Source organism: Thermoanaerobacterium sp. CMT5567-10, from assembly GCF_030534315.2.
Classification (GTDB): domain Bacteria; phylum Bacillota; class Thermoanaerobacteria; order Thermoanaerobacterales; family Thermoanaerobacteraceae; genus Thermoanaerobacterium.
In genome coordinates this window covers 2,375,034-2,396,693 of record NZ_CP130558.2, presented here as the reverse complement: position 1 = coordinate 2,396,693, position 21,660 = coordinate 2,375,034, and the positions used below count along the sequence as shown (strand labels likewise).

The window sequence follows — 21,660 nt, the reverse complement described above, 5'->3', positions numbered from 1 at the left end:
CATTATTAAATGATTTTAATATAATGAAATAGGTTTATTTTAGGAGTTGATATGAGATGGAAAAATTGGAAGATTTTTTATCACAGCTTCTTCTAGCACTGCTATTATCTTATATAGAAGAAAATTCAAAAAAAGGCAAATACAAATATGACTGTTGCCTTGAAGATGAGTTCAATAGACTTAAAAATCAATACATTAAAATATATACACAATCAAATGTAATTGAAGGTACAGTTTCTGAAATCGGCAGCGATTTCATCAAAATAGACTGCAAAAAAACAAATGCATCCTATATTGTCCCAAAGAGTAGCATCTATGTTATAGAAAAAGGCGTTAATAGATATGAAGTTTCATAAAACAAAAACATCCGGCATAGCCGGAGGTTTTAAATGGGAGGAATTTTTCTGAATTTATCTATCTTAACTTATAGCTATAAGCCAATTCACTAAAATCTTCGTTTTTTATTATCATATCGTCAAAATCTTTATATCCAAATTCGCTTCTCATAAATTCTGCATATTCCGTGTTGTCTTTTTCTATTACTGCGGGCACAACTATCAAAATCAATACCATCAATGTTATTATTAATAACATTTTCTTCACCCACCCTTCAATACATATTATGCATCATATATCTATTTTTGTCAAGATTTACTTCATATAATTTTTTTTTGCAAGATTTCCTGTATTTTTGCAAATTTATTAGTTTGTTAACAAAATTTATGCATAATAATTGGCAACTGCATAAAACATTTTGCATAAATATGTATGAAGGATGTTTTTTATTTCCAATTTAATTGATTGATTACAAAATTTTTTTAATTAAACTTATAAAACTTTATAAAGTATCACTGTAATTGAATAAATCCTTTAATATTCTCTTTTGTCTGTTGCCTTTGCTTATTCCCTCTTTCAAAAAATTAAGGACAGTACTTACATGCACTGCTATACCATATGCTATACAGTTTTCATCAACATCAAACATGTTACTGTGAATAGGTTTATCTATTCCCAATTCTTTATTTCCACAGCCCAGTTTATAAAAACATCCAGGAACCTTTTTTAAATAATACGCAAAGTCCTCTACTCCAAGAGTCGGCAATACATTCTTTATATTTTCTTCACCAACTATGCCTAATGCACTTAATCTTAATATATTTATCATTCTGCTGTCGTTAATAAGGCATGGATATCCTTCAATCCTTGTAAATTCAACTTTACCTCCCATTAACTCCGCAGTTTTTTTTGCTATGTTTTCTACTTTTGCAACTATCATGTCTCGATTTTCTTCATTTAACATCCTTATTATGCCTGACATATGAACTTTACCTGCTATTATATTTCTGGCATATCCACCTTCGATACTTCCAATCGTTATGACAAGAGGTTCCAAAGGATTCGATTCCCTACTTACAACCGTCTGAATCATATTGATTATGTTGGCAGAAATAACAATGGGATCTACCGATTTATGTGGTTCAGCCCCATGACTGCTTTTGCCTATTACATTTATATCAAACATATCGGAAGATGCATAAGCTTTTCCATAAGTATAGCCGATTTGTCCAACTTGAAGATCTGGATCTACATGCAAGCCTATAATCGCATCAACTTTCGGATTTTCAAAGGCACCTGCTTCCAGCATCGGCTTTGCACCACCTGTCGTTTCCTCTGCCGGCTGAAAAATAAACTTGACATTTCCCATAAGTTTATCCTTTCTTCGTGACAGCAACTTGGCTGCTCCAAGCGCAATAGCCGTATGTACGTCATGACCACATGCATGCATTTTTCCAGGCACCAATGAACTATACGGCACATCATTTTCCTCTTGAATTGGGAGAGCATCTATATCAGCCCTTATTGCAATTGTCTTCTCTCCATTACCTTTGATGGTACCTACAACGCCTGTCTTTGCCATAATCTTTGTTTCAATACCTAATTTTTCTAAATACTTTTTTATGAGTTCAGATGTCTTTGTCTCTTCAAATCCCAATTCAGGTTCTCTGTGAATTTTTCTTCTGAGCTCTATGATTTCGTCCTGAATTAACCTTGCTTCTTTTAATATCTCATTCATGTTTCTCCCCTCTTTTTTTTTAATATCTCTCTATGTCAACAATGCTTATCTTTTCAATATCTTCATTTAATATAAGTTTAGCAGTGTTTACAAAATTTTCTTTATTGCCACTGACAAAATACTCAATTTTACCTGTAAATTTTAAATTAAGCATATTATTTTCTTCTAGATAACTTTTAACTTTTTCAGATAACTTTATAGCCGGGTCAACAATGATTACATCTTTATCAACAGCATTTTTAATAGCGTTTATCAATATTGGATAGTGTGTGCAGCCAAGAACTAATGTATCAATTTCTTCATTATTCAAAGCACTTAAATACTCTTTAGCACATTTGAATGCCTCATCGCTATTTGCCAGTCCTTCCTCCACAAGTGGAACAAACCTAGGACAAGCCTTGCCAAAAACATCTACACCACTATCTATCGATTTTATATTTTTTTCATAGCTTCTACTTTCTATCGTCCTTGTAGTGGCGATAACGCCAACTTTTTTATTCTTAGTTAAATTAGCGGCACTTTCTGCTCCAGCTTCTAACACATTAAAAAGAATCTCACTGTATTCATTTTTGTCAATCGATGCACATGTAGTATTACAGGCTATAACAATAATTTTTGTGTTTTTCTCATTCATAAAATGTACTATCTGTCTGGCGTATTTTTCTATCTCCTCTTTAGACTTCTCACCGTATGGCACTCTTTTCGTATCGCCAAAATATATATAATTTTCATTTGGCAATAATTCTTTTAATCTCTTTAATACAGTTAAACCGCCTACGCCTGAATCAAATACGCCAATCGGTCTTATGTCCATCTCACCACATCCTATTTTGTTGATATCTATTATATAATATCACAAAAATTGTGGATTGATAACAAAAATAAAAAAACCCTGCATGTTTTTTAACATACAGGGATTTAGTAATATAATCATACGATACCTATATCATTTCTAAAGTACATTCCGTCAAAATGGATCTTTTTAAGCTCATTATAGGCTTTTCTTCTGGCATCATCATAAGTGTCTCCAAGTGCCGTCACCTCTAAAACTCTCCCACCTGATGTTTTGTACTTGCCATTGGATTTCGTAGTACCTGCATGATAGACAAACACACCATCTACATCTTCAAGTCCTGTTATATCGAAACCAGTCTTATATTCACCTGGATATCCTTCTGATGATGCCACAACACATACAGCTTTTTTATCTTTCCATTCTATCTTTACGGTATTAAGTTTTTCATCAATTATTGCTTCTATTATATCCACAATATCTGTCTTTAAAAGCGGAAGAACTACTTGCGTCTCAGGGTCGCCAAATCTTGCATTAAATTCAAGTACTTTAGGACCATCTTTTGTCAGTATAAGGCCTGCATAAAGCACACCTTTATATAATATCCCTTCTTTTTTTAGTGAATCTATTACAGGCTTTAAGATCGTTTTGACTACAACATCTAACATCTTATCGTCAAAATACGGATTTGGGGCAATATTGCCCATACCTCCTGTATTTGGTCCTTTATCTCCATCGTATATTCTCTTGTAATCCATCGCAGATACCATTGGAACAATCGTACTTCCATCAGTAAATGCAAGGACAGAAACTTCTTTTCCAAAAAGCATCTCCTCGATTATGACAGTATCACCTGAAGACCCAAACCGTTTTTCCTTCATCAATATGTCCAGAGACTCTTTTGCATCTTTAAAATTATCTACTAAAAATACTCCTTTTCCCTGTGCCAAGCCATCTGCCTTTATCACAACAGGAAACCAAATATCTTTTAAAAAATTTAAAGCTGCATCATATCTATCAAATGCCTTAAAACGTGCTGTTGGAATGTTGTACTTGTGAAGCAGCAACTTCGTAAAGTACTTGCTCCCTTCTATTGCAGCAGCATCCCTTTTAGGCCCAAATATTTTTAAACCACTATTTTCAAATTCATCTACTATTCCTTTCATCAAAGGAACTTCAGGTCCAACAACCGTCAAGTCTATATTGTTATCTAATGCAAATCTCTTAAGTTTATCTACATCTGAGACATTTATATTTACACATTCAGCTATATCCGAAATACCACCATTTCCAGGTGCACAGTAAATTTTTTCTACTTTTTTGCTTTCTTTAATCTTTTTAACTATGGCATGCTCTCGGCCACCGCCACCAATAACCAGAACTTTCATATTCTCTCCTCCAAACAATTGTGGCTATTGTTATTTTAATGTTTAAAGTGCCTTATGCCTGTAAATACCATTGAAATTCCTGCTTTATCTGCAGCATCTATAGATGCTTCATCATTTATAGAACCACCGGGCTGTATAATCGATGTGACTCCAGCTTTTGCTGCAGCTTCTACAACATCAGGAAATGGGAAAAACGCATCTGATGCCAGCACACTTCCTTTTGCCTTCTCACCTGCTTGCTTTATAGACTGCTCTGTTGGCCATATACGGTTAACCTGCCCTGCACCAATTCCTACAGTTGCACCATCTTTCGCAAGCACAATAGCATTTGATTTAACATGTTTTACAACTTTCCATGCAAATCTTAAATCTTTAAATTCTTTTTCGTCAGGCACATTTTTCGTGACAACTTTCAATTTATCCTCGTATAAATCAACTTCATCTTTTTCCTGTACTAATATGCCACCTTCTACTTTTTTAACGTCGTACTCTTTTACATATCCATCCTTAAGCTTTAGTATTCTAACATTTTTCTTCTTCTCTAATATGTTTAATGCATCTTCATCAAAATTAGGTGCTATTATTATCTCTAAAAATATCTTTGAAAGCTCTTCGGCTGTCCTTTTGTCAAGCGTTCGGTTAAATGCAACAATGCCGCCAAATATTGATACAGGATCACATTCATAAGCTTTTTTAAATGCATCGTATATATTGTCTGCAACTGCAACACCGCATGGATTAGTATGTTTTATGGCTACAGCAGCAGGCACATCAAATTCTTTCAGAAGCTCTATAGCTGCATTCGCATCATTTATATTATTGAAAGAAAGCTCTTTTCCATGCAGTTTGATACATTCTGATATACCAAACGACTTCAATGAATTCTTATAAAATGCAGCTTTTTGATGAGGATTTTCGCCGTATCTCATGTCCTGCGATTTTTCATATGAAAATGTAATAGTATCAGGAAACTCTACGCCATTTTTGTCTAACAAGTAATTGTATATCAATGAATCATACGAGGCAGTATGACCAAAAGCCTTCATAGCAAGGTAAAATCTCGTTTCTTTTTTAGTATTGCCATATTCTTTTATTTCTTCAATAACTTTATTGTAATCACTTGGGTCAACTAAGACAGTGACGTATTTATAGTTTTTTGCTGCAGCCCTAATCATGGACGGTCCACCTATGTCTATGTTTTCTATTGCGTCTTCCAGCGTTACATAATCCTTCAATATGGTCTCTTTAAAAGGATAGAGATTTACAGCAACGATATCGATAGGCTCTATTCCATTTTCGTTTAATTGTTTCATGTGGTTTTCGTCATCTCTAATGGCCAGAAGTCCACCGTGTATTTTAGGATGAAGGGTCTTTACTCTTCCATCTAAAATCTCAGGAAATCCTGTTATATCTGATACTTTAATAGCTTTTATGCCGTTATCGCATAGAAGTTTATATGTTCCTCCAGTTGAAAGTATCTCTACTCCAAGCTCATCTAAAGATTTTGCAAAATCTAGTATCCCATCTTTTTTAGATACGCTTATTAATGCTCTCTTTGACATCATTTTACCTCCTAAATCAAATTATAATGACCTTTCTTCCTTCAACTTTAAGCCTGCCTTCAGCAAATAGCTTAACAGCATATGGCAGCAGCCTATGTTCCAATTTTAAAACTTTATCAGCTACTGTTTCAGGTGTGTCATTATCCTCCACCTTAACTACTTCTTGCAAAATAATAGGTCCTGTATCTGCGCCTGCATCAACAAAATGTACTGTACAGCCTGTATATTTGACACCATATTCTATAACAGCCTTGTGAACATTTATGCCATAAAATCCTTTGCCGCAAAAAGATGGTATTAAGGATGGATGTATGTTTATTATTTTATTTTGATACTTATTTACAATTTCTTCATTCAGTATTGTTATAAAGCCGGCAAGTATTATTCCATCTGGATTGATCTTATCCACGACTTTCATAAGTTCTTCGTAGAACCTACCCTTTAGCTTTTTCTTTGGTACACAAATTGAAGGTATATTATTGTCAGCAGCTCTTTTTAAAGCATACGCACCTTCTTTGTCGCTTATAAGTGCAGCAATTTCTGCATTTATATATCCACTTCTAATGCCGTCTATTATCGATTGAAAATCTGTACCATTTCCTGACGCCATAACCAAAAGTCTCATATCAATACCTCTTTTTTACCATTTACAATTTCACCTATTATATATGGTTTCTCACCTATACCTTCCAATCGCTTTACAGCATCATCGCATTGTTCTCTTGATACGATTATAATCATGCCTATCCCCATGTTAAATGTCCTGTACATTTCATCTTCATCTATATTGCCCATTTCTTTTAATAGTGTAAAGATATAAGGTACATCCCATGTTCCTTTATTTATCTTTGCAGAAACTCCATCTTTCAAAGTCCTCGGTATATTGTCGATAAATCCACCACCTGTTATATGTGCCATTCCTTTAATATTTATGCCTTTTAGACTGTCTAAAGCCTTAACGTATATCTTTGTAGGTTTTAAAATCACTTCACCTAACGATAATCCATATTCATCTAAATAATCATCAATATTCATGTTACCTTCTTCAAATAAGACTTTTCTGACTAAAGAATATCCATTGGAATGTATTCCAGATGAAGCAAGTCCTATTATAGCATCGCCAGGCTCAATATTGCTGCCATCTATTATTTCGTCTTTTTCAACGACGCCAACAGCAAAACCTGCAAGGTCAAATTCACCATTATTGTACATCCCCGGAAGCTCTGCTGTCTCACCACCAATCAATGCGCACCTAGCCTCGCGGCAACCTTCTGCTATTCCTTTAATTACTTCCAATCCTACGCTGCCATCTAATTTACCTGTAGCGAAATAATCAAGAAAAAAAAGCGGCTTTGCTCCACTGACAATTATGTCATTTACGCACATCGCAACTAAGTCTATACCTATAGTATCATACTTTTCCATCATAAAAGCAATCTTAAGCTTTGTTCCAACGCCATCAGTACCAGAAACTAAAACTGGATTTTTATAATCTTTGATTTCATACAGTGCACCAAAACCGCCTATTCCATTTAAAACACCATCAATCATTGTCGTCTTCGCTATAGGCTTTATCATTTCAACAAATTTATTGCCCTCATCAATATTAACACCGGCATCTTTGTAATTCATGGTATCCTCCTCAATTTTACTTTTTTTCAAACAGATACTTGCTGCCTTCCTTTGGCACTTCCATAGGATACTTTCCATCAAAACACGCTGCACAGATGCTACACATACCTACACTTTCTTTCAAACCTTCTATGCTTAAAAAGCTTAAACTATTAGCTCCAATATACTCGCATATCTCCTGGACTTCCATTGTAGCACCTACCAACTCTTTTTTTGTAGGAGTGTCTATTCCAAAATAGCATGAATACTTTACAGGCGGTGAGCTAATCCTAACATGGACTTCTTTTGCTCCACCTTTTTTTAAAAGTGAAACCAATCTCTTCATCGTTGTACCTCGTACAATAGAATCGTCAATCAAAACTATTCTCTTATCCCTTACTAATTCACTCAAAACATTTAATTTGACTCTTACTCCAATTTCTCTATCTATCTGCTTAGGGCATATAAATGTCCTTCCGATATATTTATTTTTTATAAGGCCTTCACCAATCGGTATACCAGATTGGAATGAATATCCACGGGAAGCCGGTACACCAGAATCAGGAACAGGTACAACCAAATCAGCATCTACATGGCTTTCGATTGCTAGTCTCTTTCCCATCTCGTATCTGGCCTTGTACACGCTAATACCTTCTAAAACACTGTCAGGCCTTGAAAAGTATATATATTCAAAAACACATGACATCTTGGCTGCATCAGTATCAATTTTTACTGTATTTAAGCCATTTTTATCAATTATCACTATTTCCCCTGGCTTCACATCCCTTACAAGTTCAGCACCAATCACATCAAGTGCACATGATTCAGACGATAGATAGTAATCATCACCTTTTTTGCCTATGCAAAGCGGCCTTATGCCGTTTTTATCCCTTATGCCTATCAATTTATCCTCCATTAATATCACTAATGCATAAGAGCCCTTTATCTTGTTCATCGTCTTTTTCAAAGATTCAACTAAACCGTACTTGTAATATTTGGCTATTAGGTGAAGTATAATCTCACTATCAGATGTTGTCTGAAGAATCCTACCTTCGCTTTCAAGTTCTGTGCGTAGTTCTACCGCATTTATTAAATTACCGTTATGTGCCAGTGCCATGTATCCGTTGCTAAAATTTGCAACAAATGGCTGTGCATTGCAGACATCGCTGTTTCCTGTTGTAGAATACCTGACATGGCCGATTGCAACGTTTCCTTCAAGCTCATCTAAATTTTCTTTAGAAAATACATCAAGAACGAGGCCCATACTTTTTATACAGTTGACATATGACCCTTTTAAAACAGCAATCCCTGCACTTTCCTGTCCACGGTGTTGCAGTGCTTGAAGCCCATAATAAATATGATGATGTACTGCATTGTTTAAGCTAAATGCGCCAAATACCCCACATTCTTCTTTCAATTTTATAGTCTTATTCATAATTTTACCTCACTGTTTTTCAAGTCGATTCAATACTTCTACATAAGCTCCTTCTACATTTCCAAGATCTCTTCTAAACCTATCTTTATCAAGTTTTTCCATAGTTACACTGTCCCAAAATCTGCATGTATCAGGCGATATCTCATCTGCTAAGACAATTCCATCTTTTGACTTTCCAAATTCTAATTTGAAATCTACCAAAATGATATTTTTAGATATGAAATATTTAGAGAGTATATCATTGATTTTAAAGGAATAATTTTTCATTGTTTCAACTTCATCTTTTGTGGCTAATCCCATAGCTTCGATATGATATTCATTAATAAAAGGATCTCCGAGTTCATCGTTCTTATAGCAAAATTCCAATACAGTCCTTTTAAGTTTTGCCCCTTCTTCAATGCCTAATCTCTTTGAAATGCTTCCTGCAGCATAATTTCTTATTAAAACTTCTATTGGATAAATTTCTACTTTCTTAACAAGCATTTCTCTATCATTCAATTTTTTTACAAAATGCGTAGGAACGCCTTCTTTTTCAAGCAATTCAAATAGTATTGTAGATATTTCGTTATTTAATACTCCTTTGTTTTGAATAGTGCCTTTTTTTATACCGTTAAATGCTGTAGCATCATCTTTATATTCAATAATGTAAAAATCTTCATCGCTTGTCCTAAAGACCTTTTTTGCTTTCCCTTCATACAACATGCTTAACTTTTCCATTTAAACAATCTCCCCCTGTAATTTTTTATCTTTTTCAATAACTTCTTCTGACAATTTCTTTTTATACTCAATGACTTTCTCCATCAATTCTGGATACTTTATGCCCAGTATCTCTATTGCCAACAATGCTGCATTGTAAGAACCATCTATCGCAACTGTCGCAACGGGTATACCCTGTGGCATTTGAACAGTAGACAATAAAGAATCTAAACCATCCAGAGTCGATGATTTTACAGGAATCCCAATCACTGGGAGTGGCGTCATAGATGCTATAACACCAGCTAAATGTGCTGCTTTGCCAGCAGCAGCTATTATTACTTCATATCCATTTTTTACTGCTTCTTTGGCAAAATCATGTGCTATATCAGGTGTCCTATGAGCTGAAATAACTCTGGCATCAAACTCAATATTAAATTCCTTAAAAAGCTCTAAAGCCTTTTTAACCAACGGAAAATCAGAGTCACTTCCCATTACAACCGCAACCTTCGGCATAATAACTTCCCCCTATTTTATTTATTTTTATTTATAAAATGCAGAAAGGAAATCTTCCCTTTCTGCATTTTGTCTGCTATCAACCCATAAAGAATGCAAATCTTAATAGGAACAATAGTCCTATAATATACATCAATGGATGAACTTCTTTAGCTTTCCCTACGACAACTTTCGTTATCGGGTAGAAAATAAAGCCAGCAGCTATACCGTTTGATATGCTGTAAGTGAAAGGCATAAAAGCTATTGTCATAAACGCAGGAAATGCCTCACTAAAGTCTTCAAAATTCACCTTTGTAACTGAACCTATCATCAATGCTCCAACGATTATAAGGGCAGGTGCCGTTGCTTGTGAAGGTACTATGCCAATAATTGGAGCAAAGAATAGAGATATCAAGAAAAGTATTGCAACAACAGTAGATGTTAATCCTGTCTTTCCACCTTCACTTATGCCTGATGCACTTTCAACGTATGTGGTAATCGTACTTGTCCCCAAAAAAGATCCTATCGTAGTACCAATGGCGTCTGCAAACAGAGCCCTTTCAAATCTAGTCTTAAAACCGCCATTTGATTTTTCGAAGTCATCTTCTTTAAAAATACCTGTCTTTGTACCTGTACCAATTAATGTTCCAATGGCATCAAACATATCCGCCAAACTAAAGGCCAAAATAACCGTTATAAGCCCTGTAAGGATTGAAATGATATTGCCATCTGTACCCGGCTTTAAAAGACCTGCAAAATCCAACTTCATAAATGTAGGTGCCAAACTTGGCGGCATCTGCACAATAGTTTTCAGATTTGAAACATTAGTTATTCCCATAGGTATACCTATTATCGTGGTTGCAATAATACCTATAAGTATTGCACCTTTAACACCTCTGCTCATAAGTACAGCTATTATAGCAATGCCGATTACAGTAAGTATTACACCCGGATCTTTGAAATTGCCTAAAGTTATCAAAGTATCGCTGCTTTTTGCTACAATACCGCCATTTTCCATGCCTATTATGGCGATAAAAAGCCCAATTCCGGCTCCAATAGCACTTCTCAACGATTGTGGTATCGCTTTTATAATCAAAATCCTCAGTTTTGTGGCAGTTATAATTATATTGATAATACCGCTTATTAATGCAAGTGATAATGCTGCCTGCCATGAATAGTGCAGTGTCAATACGACATAAAAAGTAAAGAAAGCATTCATACCCATTCCAGCAGATAGGGCAAACGGAACATTTGCAAACAATCCCATTACCAATGTCGCAACAACAGATGACAAAATTGTCGCAACAAATACAGCTCCGATTACAGGATCATTGGCAATTGACAAACCAGAATTTACTGCTTGATTACCTAAAAGTCCCTTTGAATTCATACCGGCCTGCATAAGTATTGATGGGTTTACAAAAATGATATAAGCCATCGTTATAAAAGTGGTTATGCCAGCTATTACTTCAGTCTTTACTGTTGTGCCATTTTCTTTAAGTTTAAAAAAACTGTCTAAAAAGCCTCTCTTGTCATTGTTCTTTACCATTATAATCCTCCTTATAATTGTAATAAAAGCACTATTAAAATAAAATATGCCCGAGATGATAGATTCCAACATAAAGAGTGAAACCTATCCTCCCGGGCTTTTATCCCACAGGTGTGGCAACATTGCCTGTACCGCTCGGTCCGAACACCTTTTAAAAAACTATCTATGCTTTTAAAAATGTCAAAAGCATACAAGGCTGGAACCCTCAGGTACACTTTCACTCATAGTCAGACAATTTACGGTTGTCTGGTAGAAACTTCTGAGCCGTATTCTCAGAATTATATGAGTAGTATTTACTTGTCCTGACACAATTATAATATCAAGTTTTTTAATCCAAGTCAATAATTTTACGAATATTTTTCTGATATTTATAATAAATGTTCGTAATTTATTCCCGCTCTGTGTTTAAGGCTTTTTCTTTATTTTCTACCATTGATTTTACTGCATTCCATGCCATTATTATTTTTATTTTCATTAAAAAATTATGGCTTCAAAAAATTTTAGTACGGTTATTTTCATTCATTGTTTGTATTTTCTATAGTGTCAATAATATCATTTTATGACTTTGCTTAAATCCATTTTAGCATATATAACCCTGTGAATCTCAACAACCTGTTCTTTAACCACATAGAATACTAAATAGTTTTTTACAGGTAATACTCTATATTCATTTTCAAGGGATTTTTCAGGTTGATATACCCTGCATGAATACGGGAACTGTGCAAGCCTTGATATAGAAGTATCCAATGCATCAATTAAATCCATCGCTGCCTTTGGTGCTTTTAACTCATCTGCAATATAAGATACAATATTAGATAAATCTCTACTTGCCAAAGGCAGGTATCTAATTTCATATTTCATCAGATTCCATCCTGTCAGAAAGTTTTGCCCTTAATTCATCAAAAACTTCTTTATGGGAATATCTTTTATCAGTTGTTTTGGCTTCCAGCTCTGCTTCTTTTAGCTTAAAGTAAATTTCACTTTCAAACAGTTTTCGCTCATAAGCTTCCATGCTCATTACAACCATATCACCATAACCATTCTTGGTCAAAAATACAGGTTCTTGAGTTTCATGAACAATCCTTGATATATCTGCAAAATTATTTCTCAAATCCGAAACAGGTCTAATATATGGCATACAATTATCACCCCTTTATTATTTTAGCATAATTTTATCATAATTATGCTAAAATATCAAACCCCTATTCCCACTCGATTGTTAAAGTTTTATTCGTCGTTATTCCTATTGTTTTCTGCTATTTCTATTATTCATATTATCAAAATTATTGCCATTTTTATAGTTTATAAATCTTTTCTCTGCCATATTGCTACCACGGTTTATGCTTAAATACAGTTTAATTTATGAACTCCCTCCGATACCATTGGTGGAGGTCCTCTGTGGTATTTAGTTTGGCCGCCAGCATCTGCCCGCCTTCGACCAGCTTGTAATATTTGCACTTGAACTCTTCGATTGTCAATACCTTGAACTGCCATTCTCCCTGCATGTATCCTTCAGATATGAAGGCAAATCCCTTCTCGGTCTCCTCTGTAATCTTTCCCGGGATCTCATGGCCTCTATTGGTATCAAAATAGCGGAGGTTCCCTTTGTGCATGTGTACATCCAGAGCTATGCCGGTAAAGCTTTCCTCATCCGGAAGCTTGTATATATAAACGGCTTGTCTGTCCATGATCTTCGTTACCTCCTCTTTCCTGAAAATAAGCACTTTGCACCGTATTGGCACTGTGCTTTTATTGTGCCTTTCCGGTGCTCATTAAGTTCCCTGTATTTTGCTATTATACTACATTATAAATCTGATTAAAATACTATTGAAACTCTGGCGCTGGTATTTGACTGCACCTTCTATAAAGCTGCGGGTTTCTGTATTTGCTAAAGTTATTTATCTGAATGTAATTGCTGCCATTCGCACTGTATCGCACGATAAAGCGTTTATCGTGTAGGCTCTGCAGCATTTCATCAATCTGGCCAGCACTCACGTCATCATTATCCCATTATAACCTTCTTCATCTTCCTGTGATTGTCCTCCATGCGTCTCTTATCATCAACCATGGTCCAAAGGCCTGCAAATAATAACCTGGCTAATGGTGGGAGCTCTCCCATTGCATCATTATCAAAAATGAGGTTCTTTATATTGCGCATTTGTTCCATCTGCCTTTGAAAAACCGATGATATACACGCTTTGCTCATCTCGTTAGCCTCCCTTTCAAACATTAAGCCGTTATTTTGATGGTATTGGTGTCTCCGGTAATTAATCTTATCTGCTACGCACTCGCTCTGATTTCATCGATATAGCCCAGGTCATACACAGAAGTTGTAAGGTTACTTACCATATCCTCCGCTGCGGCTTTGCCTATTCTATCTGCCAATGACGATATGATTTCCTCTTTGAGCAGTTCGATGTCTTCCTGCAGATCTGCAGCTGATATGCTTCCAGTGTTGTTCTCATCTTGTAAAAATGCGGCTAATTGATAAATGTTCTTTTTCATCCTTCATTCCTCCTCGTTTATTATTTGTTCCGGAGCGGGCACCATGGCAGGCTGGTCCTTGCATACCTTTCCGGTACATGTTTGCCTACCTTCATACAATCGTGCCGGCTCCCTCGCTTCCCTTCCGGGGTTATTTTACAGTACTCACACTTCTTGCAGTGCGGGATTGGCTTATCATCCGGCCGTATCAGTTCTGCAGGGAACTCTTGTATTAAATTCCTGCCCCAGATTTCCTCCAGCTCTTTGCTGCTATACGGAGTTGGCCAGATCCTTTATTGATTCTCACATCTACGGAGAAGCGCTTTGCCTGTTTCGCTGCGTAACAGTATGGCCATGTCTTTTTACCCCCTATATCAATTCAATTTATGTGGTGGGGTTGCCTGCTGATCCAGTTTTCTTTTGTCTGGCTGTAGGCTTTGAGTTAATTGTTTATGTTTATAATTATAAACTATATCGTTTATGGTGTCGAAGATTAACTTAACGATTTTCAATAAAAGAAAAATATTATTATTGATTTGTTAAATAAATTCGTTTATAATGAGAATATCGAAAGGAGTGGTTATATGTCAGTGTCTGAACAGCTGAAAATTCTATGTGTAAAGCTTGGAATAAGTGTCTCCGAACTTGGAAGGATGTCCGGAAAAAGTCCACAGGCCTTTAATCAAAAGATGAAGCGGGAAACTTTCACTGTCGATGAGTTGAAAAAAATAGCCGAAATTGCCGGATGTAAATACGAGGGCTCTTTTATACTGCCATCTGGTGAGAAAGTCACATACTAAAAAAGGGGGTTATTAAATTGTTCGATGATGGTATATACAAGTGTATAGCCTGTGGTAAACGCTTCTCTGTAACCATATCAAATTCAGGTTATCCCGGCGGGAAGGAGCGAGAAAGCATAAATTGTCCCTGGTGTGGTGCTGAAAATGGCAGCGAAGTAACAAGCGGCATTATTACAACACGGAAAGTAATTACGGAGGGCGGTGTTAATCAATGACTTTATATGAAAAAATCGACCGCTACAAGCTGGCCATTGATGAAAAGCGTCCCTTTGAAGGTCATTTGCTTCATGAAATTAAAAACTACTACCGTATAGGTCTTACATGGTCCAGCAATGCTCTTGAAGGAAACACTCTAACTTTAAGTGAAACAAAGATCCTACTGGAAGATGGATTGACGGTCGGAGGAAAGCCTCTTCGAGATACCTTCGAAGCCCTGGGACATGCAAAGGCTTATGATTTCATGTTTACATTGTTTAATAGTTACCGAATAACAGAAGAAGACGCCCTTACAATGCACCGAATGTTCTATACAGGTATTGATTCCGAGGAAGCTGGAAAATACCGCGATCGCCCGGTCTTTATAACCGGCTCAAAATATGAAGTATGCCCAGTAGAACGGATAGAAGAGGAAATGAAAAAGCTATTCCAGTGGGCATGCTCCGCGCGTAACAAATACCATCCAGTTCAATTTGCTGCCCAGCTGCATAAGCGGTTTGTATTTATTCATCCTTTCATAGATGGAAACGGAAGAGTTGCTCGGTTGCTTATGAATACAGCTCTTATTCAAGATGGTTATATGCTGGCCATAATTCCACCGGTCTTACGTCATGAGTATATTAGCTTACTGGAGCAGGCTCATGATGATGATCAACCTTTTATGGACTTTATTGCCGAACGCGTTTTGGAGTCTGAAAAGGAAATTATGAGATTATTGAATATCCCTTTTCCTAATCTACCTTAAAATAAAATGAGAGCCCGGTGCTCAGATCAGAATAAAGCTTCCAGAAGTTCCCTATAAACAGTTCAAAGCAGCTATAGCTCCATCTGCTGAAGAACGAGTGGCCAATCGTATAAGAAAATATGAAACAGTGTCAGGTATCCTTTGGTTGATCATCGGGGCAGTGCAGTTACAGTATTGTCGCCGTGGCCGAGCGCCTGGACGATACTGTCGAGGTTGCCATGTCTACTTATGCCCATCTGTATCCAAACAAAATGGAGCAAGTTGCTGCTGATCTAAATCGGCATGCTACCATCAAAAATGAAACTCCTGCAGCGGTCGTTTTTGATCTCGAAAAAGTAGAAAAAATAGCATAAAAATTAAAAGTGGTACGCTTTTGGTACGATTTCATAAAAATTAAATCCGGAATACCAGGTTTCATGCTGGTTTCCGGATTTTTTGATGTTATTCCCATTCAATTGTAGCAGGCGGTTTTGATGTGATATCATACAGCACCCTGTTTACGCCATACACTTCATTTATAATGCTTGTAGATATGTCCTCAAGTATATCATATGGAATCTTAACCCAGTCTGCCGTCATTCCATCATTGCTTTCCACAATCCTTAAGATAATAGGATATGCATATGTCCTGTCGTCACCCATTATTCCTACACTTTTTATGTCAGGCAACACAGCAAATGATTGCCATACGTTGTTATACCAGCCATTTTTCTTCATCTCTCTCAAAACTATGCTGTCAGCTTCTCTTAATATGTTTAATTTTTCTTCTGTCACTTCCCCAAGTATCCTCACTGCAAGCCCCGGTCCTGGGAAAGGCTGCCTATTTAAAATTTCATCAGGCATGCCAAGTTCTCTCCCTACCTGTCTTACTTCGTCTTTAAAAAGCATTCTTAAAGGCTCTATAAGCTCAAAGCCAACATTTTCAGGAAGACCGCCAACATTGTGATGGCTCTTTATTGTTGAAGCAACTGGGCTTCCGCTTTCGATAACATCTGGATAAAGTGTCCCTTGTACGAGATATTTTACATCCCCAATCTTTTTAGCTTCTTCTTTAAACACTTCGATAAATTCATTTCCTATTATCTTTCTTTTCTGTTCAGGATCTTTCACACCTTTTAACTTTTCCAAAAACCTATCCTTTGCATCAACTTTTATAATCTCCATATCAAAATTATTTTTGAAAGTTTCAACTACTTTTTCTCCTTCATTTTTTCTTAAAAGACCATTATCGACAAATATACAAACAAGCTGATCGTGTATTGCTCTGTTTACTAAAACTGCAGCAACAGATGAATCAACGCCACCGCTTAATGCACAGACTACCTTGTCCTTCCCTACCTTTTTCCTTATTTCTTTCACTGTCTGCTCGATCAATGAATCCATCGTCCAATCTGCAGAACAGTCACATATCTCGAATAGAAAATTTCTTATAATTTCAGTACCTCTTGGAGTATGAATGACTTCAGGATGAAATTGTACAGCATATTGTCTTCCTTCTACATTCGCAATTGCCGCAATCGGACAGTTTGCAGTTGATGCAACGACTTTGAAATTTTTAGGTGGCAGTTCTATTTGATCTGTGTGGCTCATCCAACAACTTGTCTCTTTTTCAATTCCTTTAAACAAAGGTATGTTGTTGTTTATGACAACATCCGTCTTGCCATACTCCCTTACAGGAGCTTCAGCAACTTTACCACCCTGTATCATGGTCATAAGCTGTGCACCATAACATATACCGAGAATTGGATAATCTAATTTAAAAATACCCTCGTCGCATATTGGTGCATTTTCTGCGTATACACTAGCAGGTCCGCCTGACAATACCAATCCTTTTGGCTGTTTCTTTACAATTTCTTCTGGTTTTATGTTGTATGGAACAATTTCACAAAAAACATTTGCTTCCCTTATTCGCCTTGCAATCAATTGTGTATATTGTCCTCCGAAGTCAAGAATCAATATGACTTCTCTATTAATCCCCATTAAAATCCTCCTTTTATTTAATACTATAATTTGGAGCCTCCTTTGTAATTATTATATCATGCGGATGGCTTTCAGTTAATCCTGCATTCGTTATTTTTATAAATTTTGTCTTTGTCCTAAGTTCTTCTATATTGTGAACACCACAATATCCCATTCCTGCTCTTAATCCACCTATCATTTGGTATACAGTGTCTTTCAAAGGTCCTTTATATGGCACTCTGCCTTCTACACCTTCTGGAACAAGCTTTTTCATGCCCTCTTGAAAATAGCGATCAGAACTTCCACTCTTCATTGCTGAAATTGAACCCATTCCTCTGTAAACTTTGTAACTTCTTCCCTGATATATCTCCACTTCGCCAGGACTTTCTTCGGTACCAGCAAAAAGGCTTCCAATCATAACTGTAGATGCACCAGCAGCAATCGCTTTGACGATATCTCCGCTGTATTTTATACCACCATCAGCAATTATAGGTATACCATATTTATCGGCTTCTTCTGCACAGTCATAAATTGCCGTTATCTGAGGTACTCCAATACCTGCTACAACTCTCGTCGTACATATAGACCCTGGACCTATGCCTACCTTAACGCAATCAGCACCTCTTTCAATTAAATCTCTTGTAGCCTCTGCAGTTGCGACATTTCCAGCTATTATCTGTACATCTGGAAATCTATTCTTTATCTTCTCCACCGTATCTAAAACACCTACAGAATGTCCATGAGCCGTATCTATTACAATAACATCCACATTAGCATCGACAAGGGCTTCAACCCTTTCCATTACATCTGATGAAACGCCTACAGCAGCACCTACAAGAAGTCTTCCTCTAGAATCTTTCGCAGAATTAGGATACTCCACTGCCTTTTCTATATCTTTTATTGTTATTAATCCCCTTAAATTATTATCTTCATCAACGAGAGGCAATTTCTCGATTTTATGTCTTTTAAGTATTTCTCTTGCTTCATCCATAGTCGTGCCAACAGGTGCCGTCACCAAGTTTTCTTTAGTCATAACTTCCTTTATTGGCCTTTCTAAATTGCTTTCAAATCTTATGTCCCTATTTGTAATTATTCCCACCAGCTTATTGTTAACTGTTATAGGTACGCCTGAAATTCTGTACCTTTCCATAAGCTCAACAGCATCCTGTATTCTGTGATCCGGAGTTAAATAAAAGGGATTAGTTATGACTCCGTGTTCCGACCTTTTTACCCTATCAACCTCTAAAGCCTGTCTTTCTATAGGCATATTTTTATGTATTATGCCTATTCCACCTTCTCGCGCTATAGCTATCGCAAGCCTTGATTCAGTAACTGTATCCATTCCAGCGCTAATCAAAGGTATATTTAACTTTATTTTATTTGTAAGGCGTGTTCTGGTGTCCACCTCCTTTGGAAGCACATCAGATTTTGCCGGTATAAGCAACACATCATCAAATGTTAACCCTTCTTTTGCAAACTTATTTTCCATTTTTATCCCCTTTCTTTCATTAATTATTATCTCCCTCAGCTTTATAATAAATAATGCCCGAACATAAATTTTTGTTCAGGCAAAAAAGAGTATAACAATAACTCCCCATAGTAAAGAGTTACGGCTCTTTGTAGATACTCTAGTGCCTATTCACCAGATTATATGTGGATCAAAATTATAAAATTATTAAATTATTAAACAATATAACAGATTTAAGTGTCTATGTCAACAGGACAAAAAAATAACCGGGGATTACCCGGTTATTTTTACATCATATCCATTCCTGCTCCTGGAGCTGGTGCTGGCGGATTCTTCTCTGGTATGTCTGCAACAACTGCTTCTGTTGTCAGTATCATCGATGCAACAGATGCAGCATTTTGCAGTGCTGATCTTGTAACCTTTGTTGGGTCAACTATACCTGCCTTTAACATATCTACAAAGTCTTCTTTGTATGCATCATAACCAAAAGATGGATCTTTTGATTCTTTTATTTTCTCGATTATCACTGAGCCATCTACGCCAGCATTTCTTGCGATCTGCCTTACTGGTTCTTCTAATGCTCTCAGTACGATCTGAGCACCTGTCCTGAAGTCACCTTCCAGTGAGTCAACGACCTTTTGTACTTCTGGGATAACATCTAACAGTGCTGTACCACCGCCAGGTACTATACCTTCTTCTACAGCAGCTCTCGTAGCTGAAAGTGCATCTTCTATTCTGTGTTTCTTCTCTTTTAATTCTGTTTCTGTAGCAGCACCAGCTTGAATTACAGCAACACCGCCAGATAGTTTTGCAAGTCTTTCTTGTAATTTTTCTCTATCATAATCAGAAGTTGTTTCTTCAATTTGAATCTTTATTTGGTTGATTCTGTTCTTTATGTCAGCAGCATTTCCTGCTCCGTCAACTATTGTTGTATTTTCTTTTGTTACTTTTACTTGTCTTGCACGGCCAAGCATTTCTATTTTTGCTTCTTTCAAATCGATACCTACTTCTTCAGATATTACTTGACCACCTGTCAAAATAGCTATATCTTGAAGCATTTCTTTACGTCTATCGCCAAATCCTGGAGCTTTTACAGCGACACATGTAAATGTGCCTCTTAATTTATTTACAACTAATGTTGCCAGTGCTTCACCTTCAACATCATCTGCAATAATCAAAAGCTTCTTTCCTTGCTGTACTACTTGTTCAAGCAATGGCAGCAAGTCTTGAATGTTTGACAATTTTTTGTCTGTGATAAGTATTAGTGGATCGTCTAAAACTGCTTCCATCTTGTCTGTATCAGTTACCATGTACTGTGAAATATATCCTCTGTCAAATTGCATACCTTCAACTATTTCAATTGTTGTGTTCATTGATTTTGATTCTTCTACTGTTATTACACCATCTTTGCCGACTTTATCCATTGCTTCTGCTATCAAGTTACCGATCTCTTCATCAGCAGCTGAAATTGCTGCAACATGTGCAATAGAATCTTTACCTTCTACAGGCTTTGAAATATTCTTTAATCCTTCAACGGCAGCATCTACAGCTTTTGCCATACCGCGCCTTAAAAGCATCGGGTTAGCTCCAGCAGCCAAGTTTCTCAAGCCTTCTAAAACCATAGCTTGTGCCAGTACTGTAGCTGTTGTCGTACCATCACCTGCAACATCATTCGTCTTTGTTGCAACTTCTTTTAAAAGCTGTGCACCTTGATTTTCAAAGGGATCTTCTAATTCAATTTCTCTTGCTATTGTAACACCATCATTTGTTATAGTTGGTGAACCGTACTTCTTATCTAAAACAACATTGCGGCCTCTTGGTCCCAATGTAACTTTTACTGTATTAGCAACAGCATTAACGCCTCTTTCAAGAGCCTTTCTTGCATCTTCACCGTATAATATTTTCTTCGCCATTTTTTCTACCTCCTTATTCAACTATAGCTAATATGTCGTTTTGTCTTAAAAGAAGATATTCTTCACCGTCTAATTTAACTTCTGTTCCAGCGTATTTTGAGAATATTACTTTATCTCCTACTTTAACTTCCAGCTCGACTCTTTTGCCATCTATGTATTCTCCAGAGCCGACAGCAAGCACTTCGCCTTGTTGAGGTTTCTCTTTTGCAGTACCAGGCAATACGATACCGCCCTTTGTAACTTCCTCAGCTTCAGTAACTTTTACGACAACTCTGTCACCAAGTGGTTTTAATCTCATAATATCCCTCCTTGAAATTTATTAGCACTCATCATGCGTGAGTGCTAATCATCACACTTTTTATATTAGTTTAATTACAAGTTCATGGCAAATCTCAAATTTCACCGTTTTTCATTGTTTTAAGCGATTATAATAGATTTTTCCCATTTATCTTTTATTTATACCGTTAATATTCAA

25 protein-coding genes and 2 riboswitches are annotated in these 21,660 nt (G+C 36.4%); of the genes, 4 read left to right on the top strand and 21 right to left on the bottom strand.

Features of this window, described 5'->3' with window-relative positions:
- The first annotated feature begins 56 nt into the window (after nucleotides 1-56).
- Nucleotides 57-356: a hypothetical protein gene (locus tag Q2T46_RS12145; protein WP_303265257.1), complete on the top strand. Its 300-nt coding sequence runs from the start codon at nucleotides 57-59 to the stop codon at nucleotides 354-356.
- A 58-nt stretch (nucleotides 357-414) separates the two neighbouring features.
- Here Q2T46_RS12145 and Q2T46_RS12140 read toward each other — a convergent pair whose 3' ends face one another.
- From Q2T46_RS12140 to Q2T46_RS12060, 17 genes are all read right to left on the bottom strand, one after another.
- Complete coding sequence (locus tag Q2T46_RS12140) at nucleotides 415-594, bottom strand: hypothetical protein (RefSeq protein WP_303265258.1); 180 nt, start codon at nucleotides 592-594, stop codon at nucleotides 415-417.
- A gap of 244 nt (nucleotides 595-838) precedes the next feature.
- On the bottom strand, nucleotides 839-2,074 hold the full coding sequence (locus Q2T46_RS12135) for a M20 family metallopeptidase (RefSeq protein WP_303265259.1): 1,236 nt from the start codon (nucleotides 2,072-2,074) through the stop codon (nucleotides 839-841).
- Nucleotides 2,075-2,093: 19 nt separating this feature from the next.
- The gene (murI, locus tag Q2T46_RS12130; protein WP_303265260.1) at nucleotides 2,094-2,888 is read right to left on the bottom strand and encodes a glutamate racemase; all 795 of its coding nucleotides are present in this window, start codon (nucleotides 2,886-2,888) and stop codon (nucleotides 2,094-2,096) included.
- A 116-nt stretch (nucleotides 2,889-3,004) separates the two neighbouring features.
- Nucleotides 3,005-4,255 carry a phosphoribosylamine--glycine ligase gene (purD, locus tag Q2T46_RS12125; RefSeq protein WP_303265261.1) on the bottom strand — a complete coding sequence of 417 codons (1,251 nt, stop codon included), beginning with the start codon at nucleotides 4,253-4,255 and terminating at the stop codon, nucleotides 3,005-3,007.
- A 35-nt stretch (nucleotides 4,256-4,290) separates the two neighbouring features.
- Nucleotides 4,291-5,817 carry a bifunctional phosphoribosylaminoimidazolecarboxamide formyltransferase/IMP cyclohydrolase gene (gene purH / locus Q2T46_RS12120; protein WP_303265262.1) on the bottom strand — a complete coding sequence of 509 codons (1,527 nt, stop codon included), beginning with the start codon at nucleotides 5,815-5,817 and terminating at the stop codon, nucleotides 4,291-4,293.
- A 16-nt stretch (nucleotides 5,818-5,833) separates the two neighbouring features.
- On the bottom strand, nucleotides 5,834-6,442 hold the full coding sequence (gene purN, locus Q2T46_RS12115) for a phosphoribosylglycinamide formyltransferase (RefSeq protein WP_303265263.1): 609 nt from the start codon (nucleotides 6,440-6,442) through the stop codon (nucleotides 5,834-5,836).
- Nucleotides 6,439-7,449: a phosphoribosylformylglycinamidine cyclo-ligase gene (gene purM / locus Q2T46_RS12110; RefSeq protein ID WP_303265264.1), complete on the bottom strand. Its 1,011-nt coding sequence runs from the start codon at nucleotides 7,447-7,449 to the stop codon at nucleotides 6,439-6,441. Before purM ends, purN begins: the two co-directional genes overlap by 4 nt.
- Nucleotides 7,450-7,465: 16 nt before the next feature.
- Nucleotides 7,466-8,863: an amidophosphoribosyltransferase gene (gene purF / locus Q2T46_RS12105; protein ID WP_303265265.1), complete on the bottom strand. Its 1,398-nt coding sequence runs from the start codon at nucleotides 8,861-8,863 to the stop codon at nucleotides 7,466-7,468.
- Nucleotides 8,864-8,872: 9 nt separating this feature from the next.
- Nucleotides 8,873-9,580 carry a phosphoribosylaminoimidazolesuccinocarboxamide synthase gene (gene purC / locus Q2T46_RS12100; protein ID WP_303265266.1) on the bottom strand — a complete coding sequence of 236 codons (708 nt, stop codon included), beginning with the start codon at nucleotides 9,578-9,580 and terminating at the stop codon, nucleotides 8,873-8,875.
- Nucleotides 9,581-10,072 carry a 5-(carboxyamino)imidazole ribonucleotide mutase gene (gene purE / locus Q2T46_RS12095; RefSeq protein WP_303265267.1) on the bottom strand — a complete coding sequence of 164 codons (492 nt, stop codon included), beginning with the start codon at nucleotides 10,070-10,072 and terminating at the stop codon, nucleotides 9,581-9,583.
- A 79-nt stretch (nucleotides 10,073-10,151) separates the two neighbouring features.
- The gene (locus Q2T46_RS12090; protein ID WP_303265268.1) at nucleotides 10,152-11,600 is read right to left on the bottom strand and encodes an NCS2 family permease; all 1,449 of its coding nucleotides are present in this window, start codon (nucleotides 11,598-11,600) and stop codon (nucleotides 10,152-10,154) included.
- Between the two features lie 204 nt (nucleotides 11,601-11,804).
- A riboswitch (purine riboswitch) is annotated at nucleotides 11,805-11,906 on the bottom strand.
- A gap of 246 nt (nucleotides 11,907-12,152) precedes the next feature.
- Nucleotides 12,153-12,461 (bottom strand): type II toxin-antitoxin system RelE/ParE family toxin, encoded by a 309-nt coding sequence (locus tag Q2T46_RS12085; protein ID WP_303265269.1) that lies wholly within the window; start codon nucleotides 12,459-12,461, stop codon nucleotides 12,153-12,155.
- The gene (locus Q2T46_RS12080) at nucleotides 12,451-12,738 is read right to left on the bottom strand and encodes a type II toxin-antitoxin system Phd/YefM family antitoxin (RefSeq protein WP_303265270.1); all 288 of its coding nucleotides are present in this window, start codon (nucleotides 12,736-12,738) and stop codon (nucleotides 12,451-12,453) included. Before Q2T46_RS12080 ends, Q2T46_RS12085 begins: the two co-directional genes overlap by 11 nt.
- A 217-nt stretch (nucleotides 12,739-12,955) precedes the next feature.
- Complete coding sequence (locus Q2T46_RS12075; RefSeq protein WP_303265271.1) at nucleotides 12,956-13,288, bottom strand: hypothetical protein; 333 nt, start codon at nucleotides 13,286-13,288, stop codon at nucleotides 12,956-12,958.
- 136 nt (nucleotides 13,289-13,424) lie between these two features.
- Nucleotides 13,425-13,595, bottom strand: coding sequence for a hypothetical protein (locus tag Q2T46_RS12070; protein WP_303265272.1), 171 nt, complete (start codon nucleotides 13,593-13,595; stop codon nucleotides 13,425-13,427).
- 7 nt (nucleotides 13,596-13,602) lie between these two features.
- Complete coding sequence (locus Q2T46_RS12065) at nucleotides 13,603-13,806, bottom strand: hypothetical protein (protein ID WP_303265273.1); 204 nt, start codon at nucleotides 13,804-13,806, stop codon at nucleotides 13,603-13,605.
- 74 nt (nucleotides 13,807-13,880) lie between these two features.
- Nucleotides 13,881-14,105 carry a hypothetical protein gene (locus Q2T46_RS12060; protein WP_303265274.1) on the bottom strand — a complete coding sequence of 75 codons (225 nt, stop codon included), beginning with the start codon at nucleotides 14,103-14,105 and terminating at the stop codon, nucleotides 13,881-13,883.
- Between the two features lie 563 nt (nucleotides 14,106-14,668).
- Here Q2T46_RS12060 and Q2T46_RS12055 point away from each other — a divergent pair.
- From Q2T46_RS12055 to Q2T46_RS12045, 3 genes are read left to right on the top strand one after another with little or no spacing between them, the layout of a single operon-like run.
- Nucleotides 14,669-14,884 (top strand): helix-turn-helix domain-containing protein, encoded by a 216-nt coding sequence (locus Q2T46_RS12055; protein ID WP_303265275.1) that lies wholly within the window; start codon nucleotides 14,669-14,671, stop codon nucleotides 14,882-14,884.
- Between the two features lie 17 nt (nucleotides 14,885-14,901).
- Nucleotides 14,902-15,099 (top strand): hypothetical protein, encoded by a 198-nt coding sequence (locus Q2T46_RS12050; protein ID WP_303265276.1) that lies wholly within the window; start codon nucleotides 14,902-14,904, stop codon nucleotides 15,097-15,099.
- Nucleotides 15,096-15,845 carry a Fic family protein gene (locus Q2T46_RS12045; RefSeq protein ID WP_303265277.1) on the top strand — a complete coding sequence of 250 codons (750 nt, stop codon included), beginning with the start codon at nucleotides 15,096-15,098 and terminating at the stop codon, nucleotides 15,843-15,845. Before Q2T46_RS12050 ends, Q2T46_RS12045 begins: the two co-directional genes overlap by 4 nt.
- 441 nt (nucleotides 15,846-16,286) lie before the next feature.
- Here the strand turns inward: Q2T46_RS12045 and guaA are convergent, their stop codons facing one another.
- From guaA to groES, 4 genes are all read right to left on the bottom strand, one after another.
- Entirely contained in the window at nucleotides 16,287-17,825 is a 1,539-nt protein-coding gene (guaA, locus tag Q2T46_RS12040) for a glutamine-hydrolyzing GMP synthase (RefSeq protein WP_303265278.1), read from the bottom strand.
- Between the two features lie 13 nt (nucleotides 17,826-17,838).
- Nucleotides 17,839-19,293, bottom strand: a complete 1,455-nt coding sequence (gene guaB / locus Q2T46_RS12035; RefSeq protein ID WP_303265279.1) for an IMP dehydrogenase — start codon at nucleotides 19,291-19,293, stop codon at nucleotides 17,839-17,841.
- Nucleotides 19,294-19,381: 88 nt separating this feature from the next.
- Nucleotides 19,382-19,479: riboswitch (purine riboswitch) on the bottom strand.
- Nucleotides 19,480-19,559: 80 nt separating this feature from the next.
- Entirely contained in the window at nucleotides 19,560-21,185 is a 1,626-nt protein-coding gene (groL, locus tag Q2T46_RS12030; protein ID WP_303265280.1) for a chaperonin GroEL, read from the bottom strand.
- 13 nt (nucleotides 21,186-21,198) lie between these two features.
- The gene (gene groES, locus Q2T46_RS12025; protein ID WP_013298561.1) at nucleotides 21,199-21,483 is read right to left on the bottom strand and encodes a co-chaperone GroES; all 285 of its coding nucleotides are present in this window, start codon (nucleotides 21,481-21,483) and stop codon (nucleotides 21,199-21,201) included.
- Nucleotides 21,484-21,660 lie beyond the last annotated feature (177 nt).

What these genes read in the sequence shown, in the direction of transcription:
- purF (WP_303265265.1), bottom strand. Translation starts at nt 8,863, where the DNA reads ATGAATAAGACTATAAAATTGAAAGAAGAATGTGGGGTATTTGGCGCA.
- purH (WP_303265262.1), bottom strand. Translation starts at nt 5,817, where the DNA reads ATGTCAAAGAGAGCATTAATAAGCGTATCTAAAAAAGATGGGATACTA.
- Q2T46_RS12090 (WP_303265268.1), bottom strand. Translation starts at nt 11,600, where the DNA reads ATGGTAAAGAACAATGACAAGAGAGGCTTTTTAGACAGTTTTTTTAAA.
- guaB (WP_303265279.1), bottom strand. Translation starts at nt 19,293, where the DNA reads ATGGAAAATAAGTTTGCAAAAGAAGGGTTAACATTTGATGATGTGTTG.
- groES (WP_013298561.1), bottom strand. Translation starts at nt 21,483, where the DNA reads ATGAGATTAAAACCACTTGGTGACAGAGTTGTCGTAAAAGTTACTGAA.
- purC (WP_303265266.1), bottom strand. Translation starts at nt 9,580, where the DNA reads ATGGAAAAGTTAAGCATGTTGTATGAAGGGAAAGCAAAAAAGGTCTTT.
- Q2T46_RS12060 (WP_303265274.1), bottom strand. Translation starts at nt 14,105, where the DNA reads ATGAAAAAGAACATTTATCAATTAGCCGCATTTTTACAAGATGAGAAC.
- Q2T46_RS12075 (WP_303265271.1), bottom strand. Translation starts at nt 13,288, where the DNA reads ATGGACAGACAAGCCGTTTATATATACAAGCTTCCGGATGAGGAAAGC.
- Q2T46_RS12065 (WP_303265273.1), bottom strand. Translation starts at nt 13,806, where the DNA reads ATGAGCAAAGCGTGTATATCATCGGTTTTTCAAAGGCAGATGGAACAA.
- purM (WP_303265264.1), bottom strand. Translation starts at nt 7,449, where the DNA reads ATGAATTACAAAGATGCCGGTGTTAATATTGATGAGGGCAATAAATTT.
- guaA (WP_303265278.1), bottom strand. Translation starts at nt 17,825, where the DNA reads ATGGGGATTAATAGAGAAGTCATATTGATTCTTGACTTCGGAGGACAA.
- Q2T46_RS12055 (WP_303265275.1), top strand. Translation starts at nt 14,669, where the DNA reads ATGTCAGTGTCTGAACAGCTGAAAATTCTATGTGTAAAGCTTGGAATA.
- purE (WP_303265267.1), bottom strand. Translation starts at nt 10,072, where the DNA reads ATGCCGAAGGTTGCGGTTGTAATGGGAAGTGACTCTGATTTTCCGTTG.
- Q2T46_RS12140 (WP_303265258.1), bottom strand. Translation starts at nt 594, where the DNA reads ATGTTATTAATAATAACATTGATGGTATTGATTTTGATAGTTGTGCCC.
- murI (WP_303265260.1), bottom strand. Translation starts at nt 2,888, where the DNA reads ATGGACATAAGACCGATTGGCGTATTTGATTCAGGCGTAGGCGGTTTA.
- purN (WP_303265263.1), bottom strand. Translation starts at nt 6,442, where the DNA reads ATGAGACTTTTGGTTATGGCGTCAGGAAATGGTACAGATTTTCAATCG.
- groL (WP_303265280.1), bottom strand. Translation starts at nt 21,185, where the DNA reads ATGGCGAAGAAAATATTATACGGTGAAGATGCAAGAAAGGCTCTTGAA.
- purD (WP_303265261.1), bottom strand. Translation starts at nt 4,255, where the DNA reads ATGAAAGTTCTGGTTATTGGTGGCGGTGGCCGAGAGCATGCCATAGTT.
- Q2T46_RS12080 (WP_303265270.1), bottom strand. Translation starts at nt 12,738, where the DNA reads ATGCCATATATTAGACCTGTTTCGGATTTGAGAAATAATTTTGCAGAT.
- Q2T46_RS12045 (WP_303265277.1), top strand. Translation starts at nt 15,096, where the DNA reads ATGACTTTATATGAAAAAATCGACCGCTACAAGCTGGCCATTGATGAA.
- Q2T46_RS12085 (WP_303265269.1), bottom strand. Translation starts at nt 12,461, where the DNA reads ATGAAATATGAAATTAGATACCTGCCTTTGGCAAGTAGAGATTTATCT.
- Q2T46_RS12135 (WP_303265259.1), bottom strand. Translation starts at nt 2,074, where the DNA reads ATGAATGAGATATTAAAAGAAGCAAGGTTAATTCAGGACGAAATCATA.
- Q2T46_RS12145 (WP_303265257.1), top strand. Translation starts at nt 57, where the DNA reads ATGGAAAAATTGGAAGATTTTTTATCACAGCTTCTTCTAGCACTGCTA.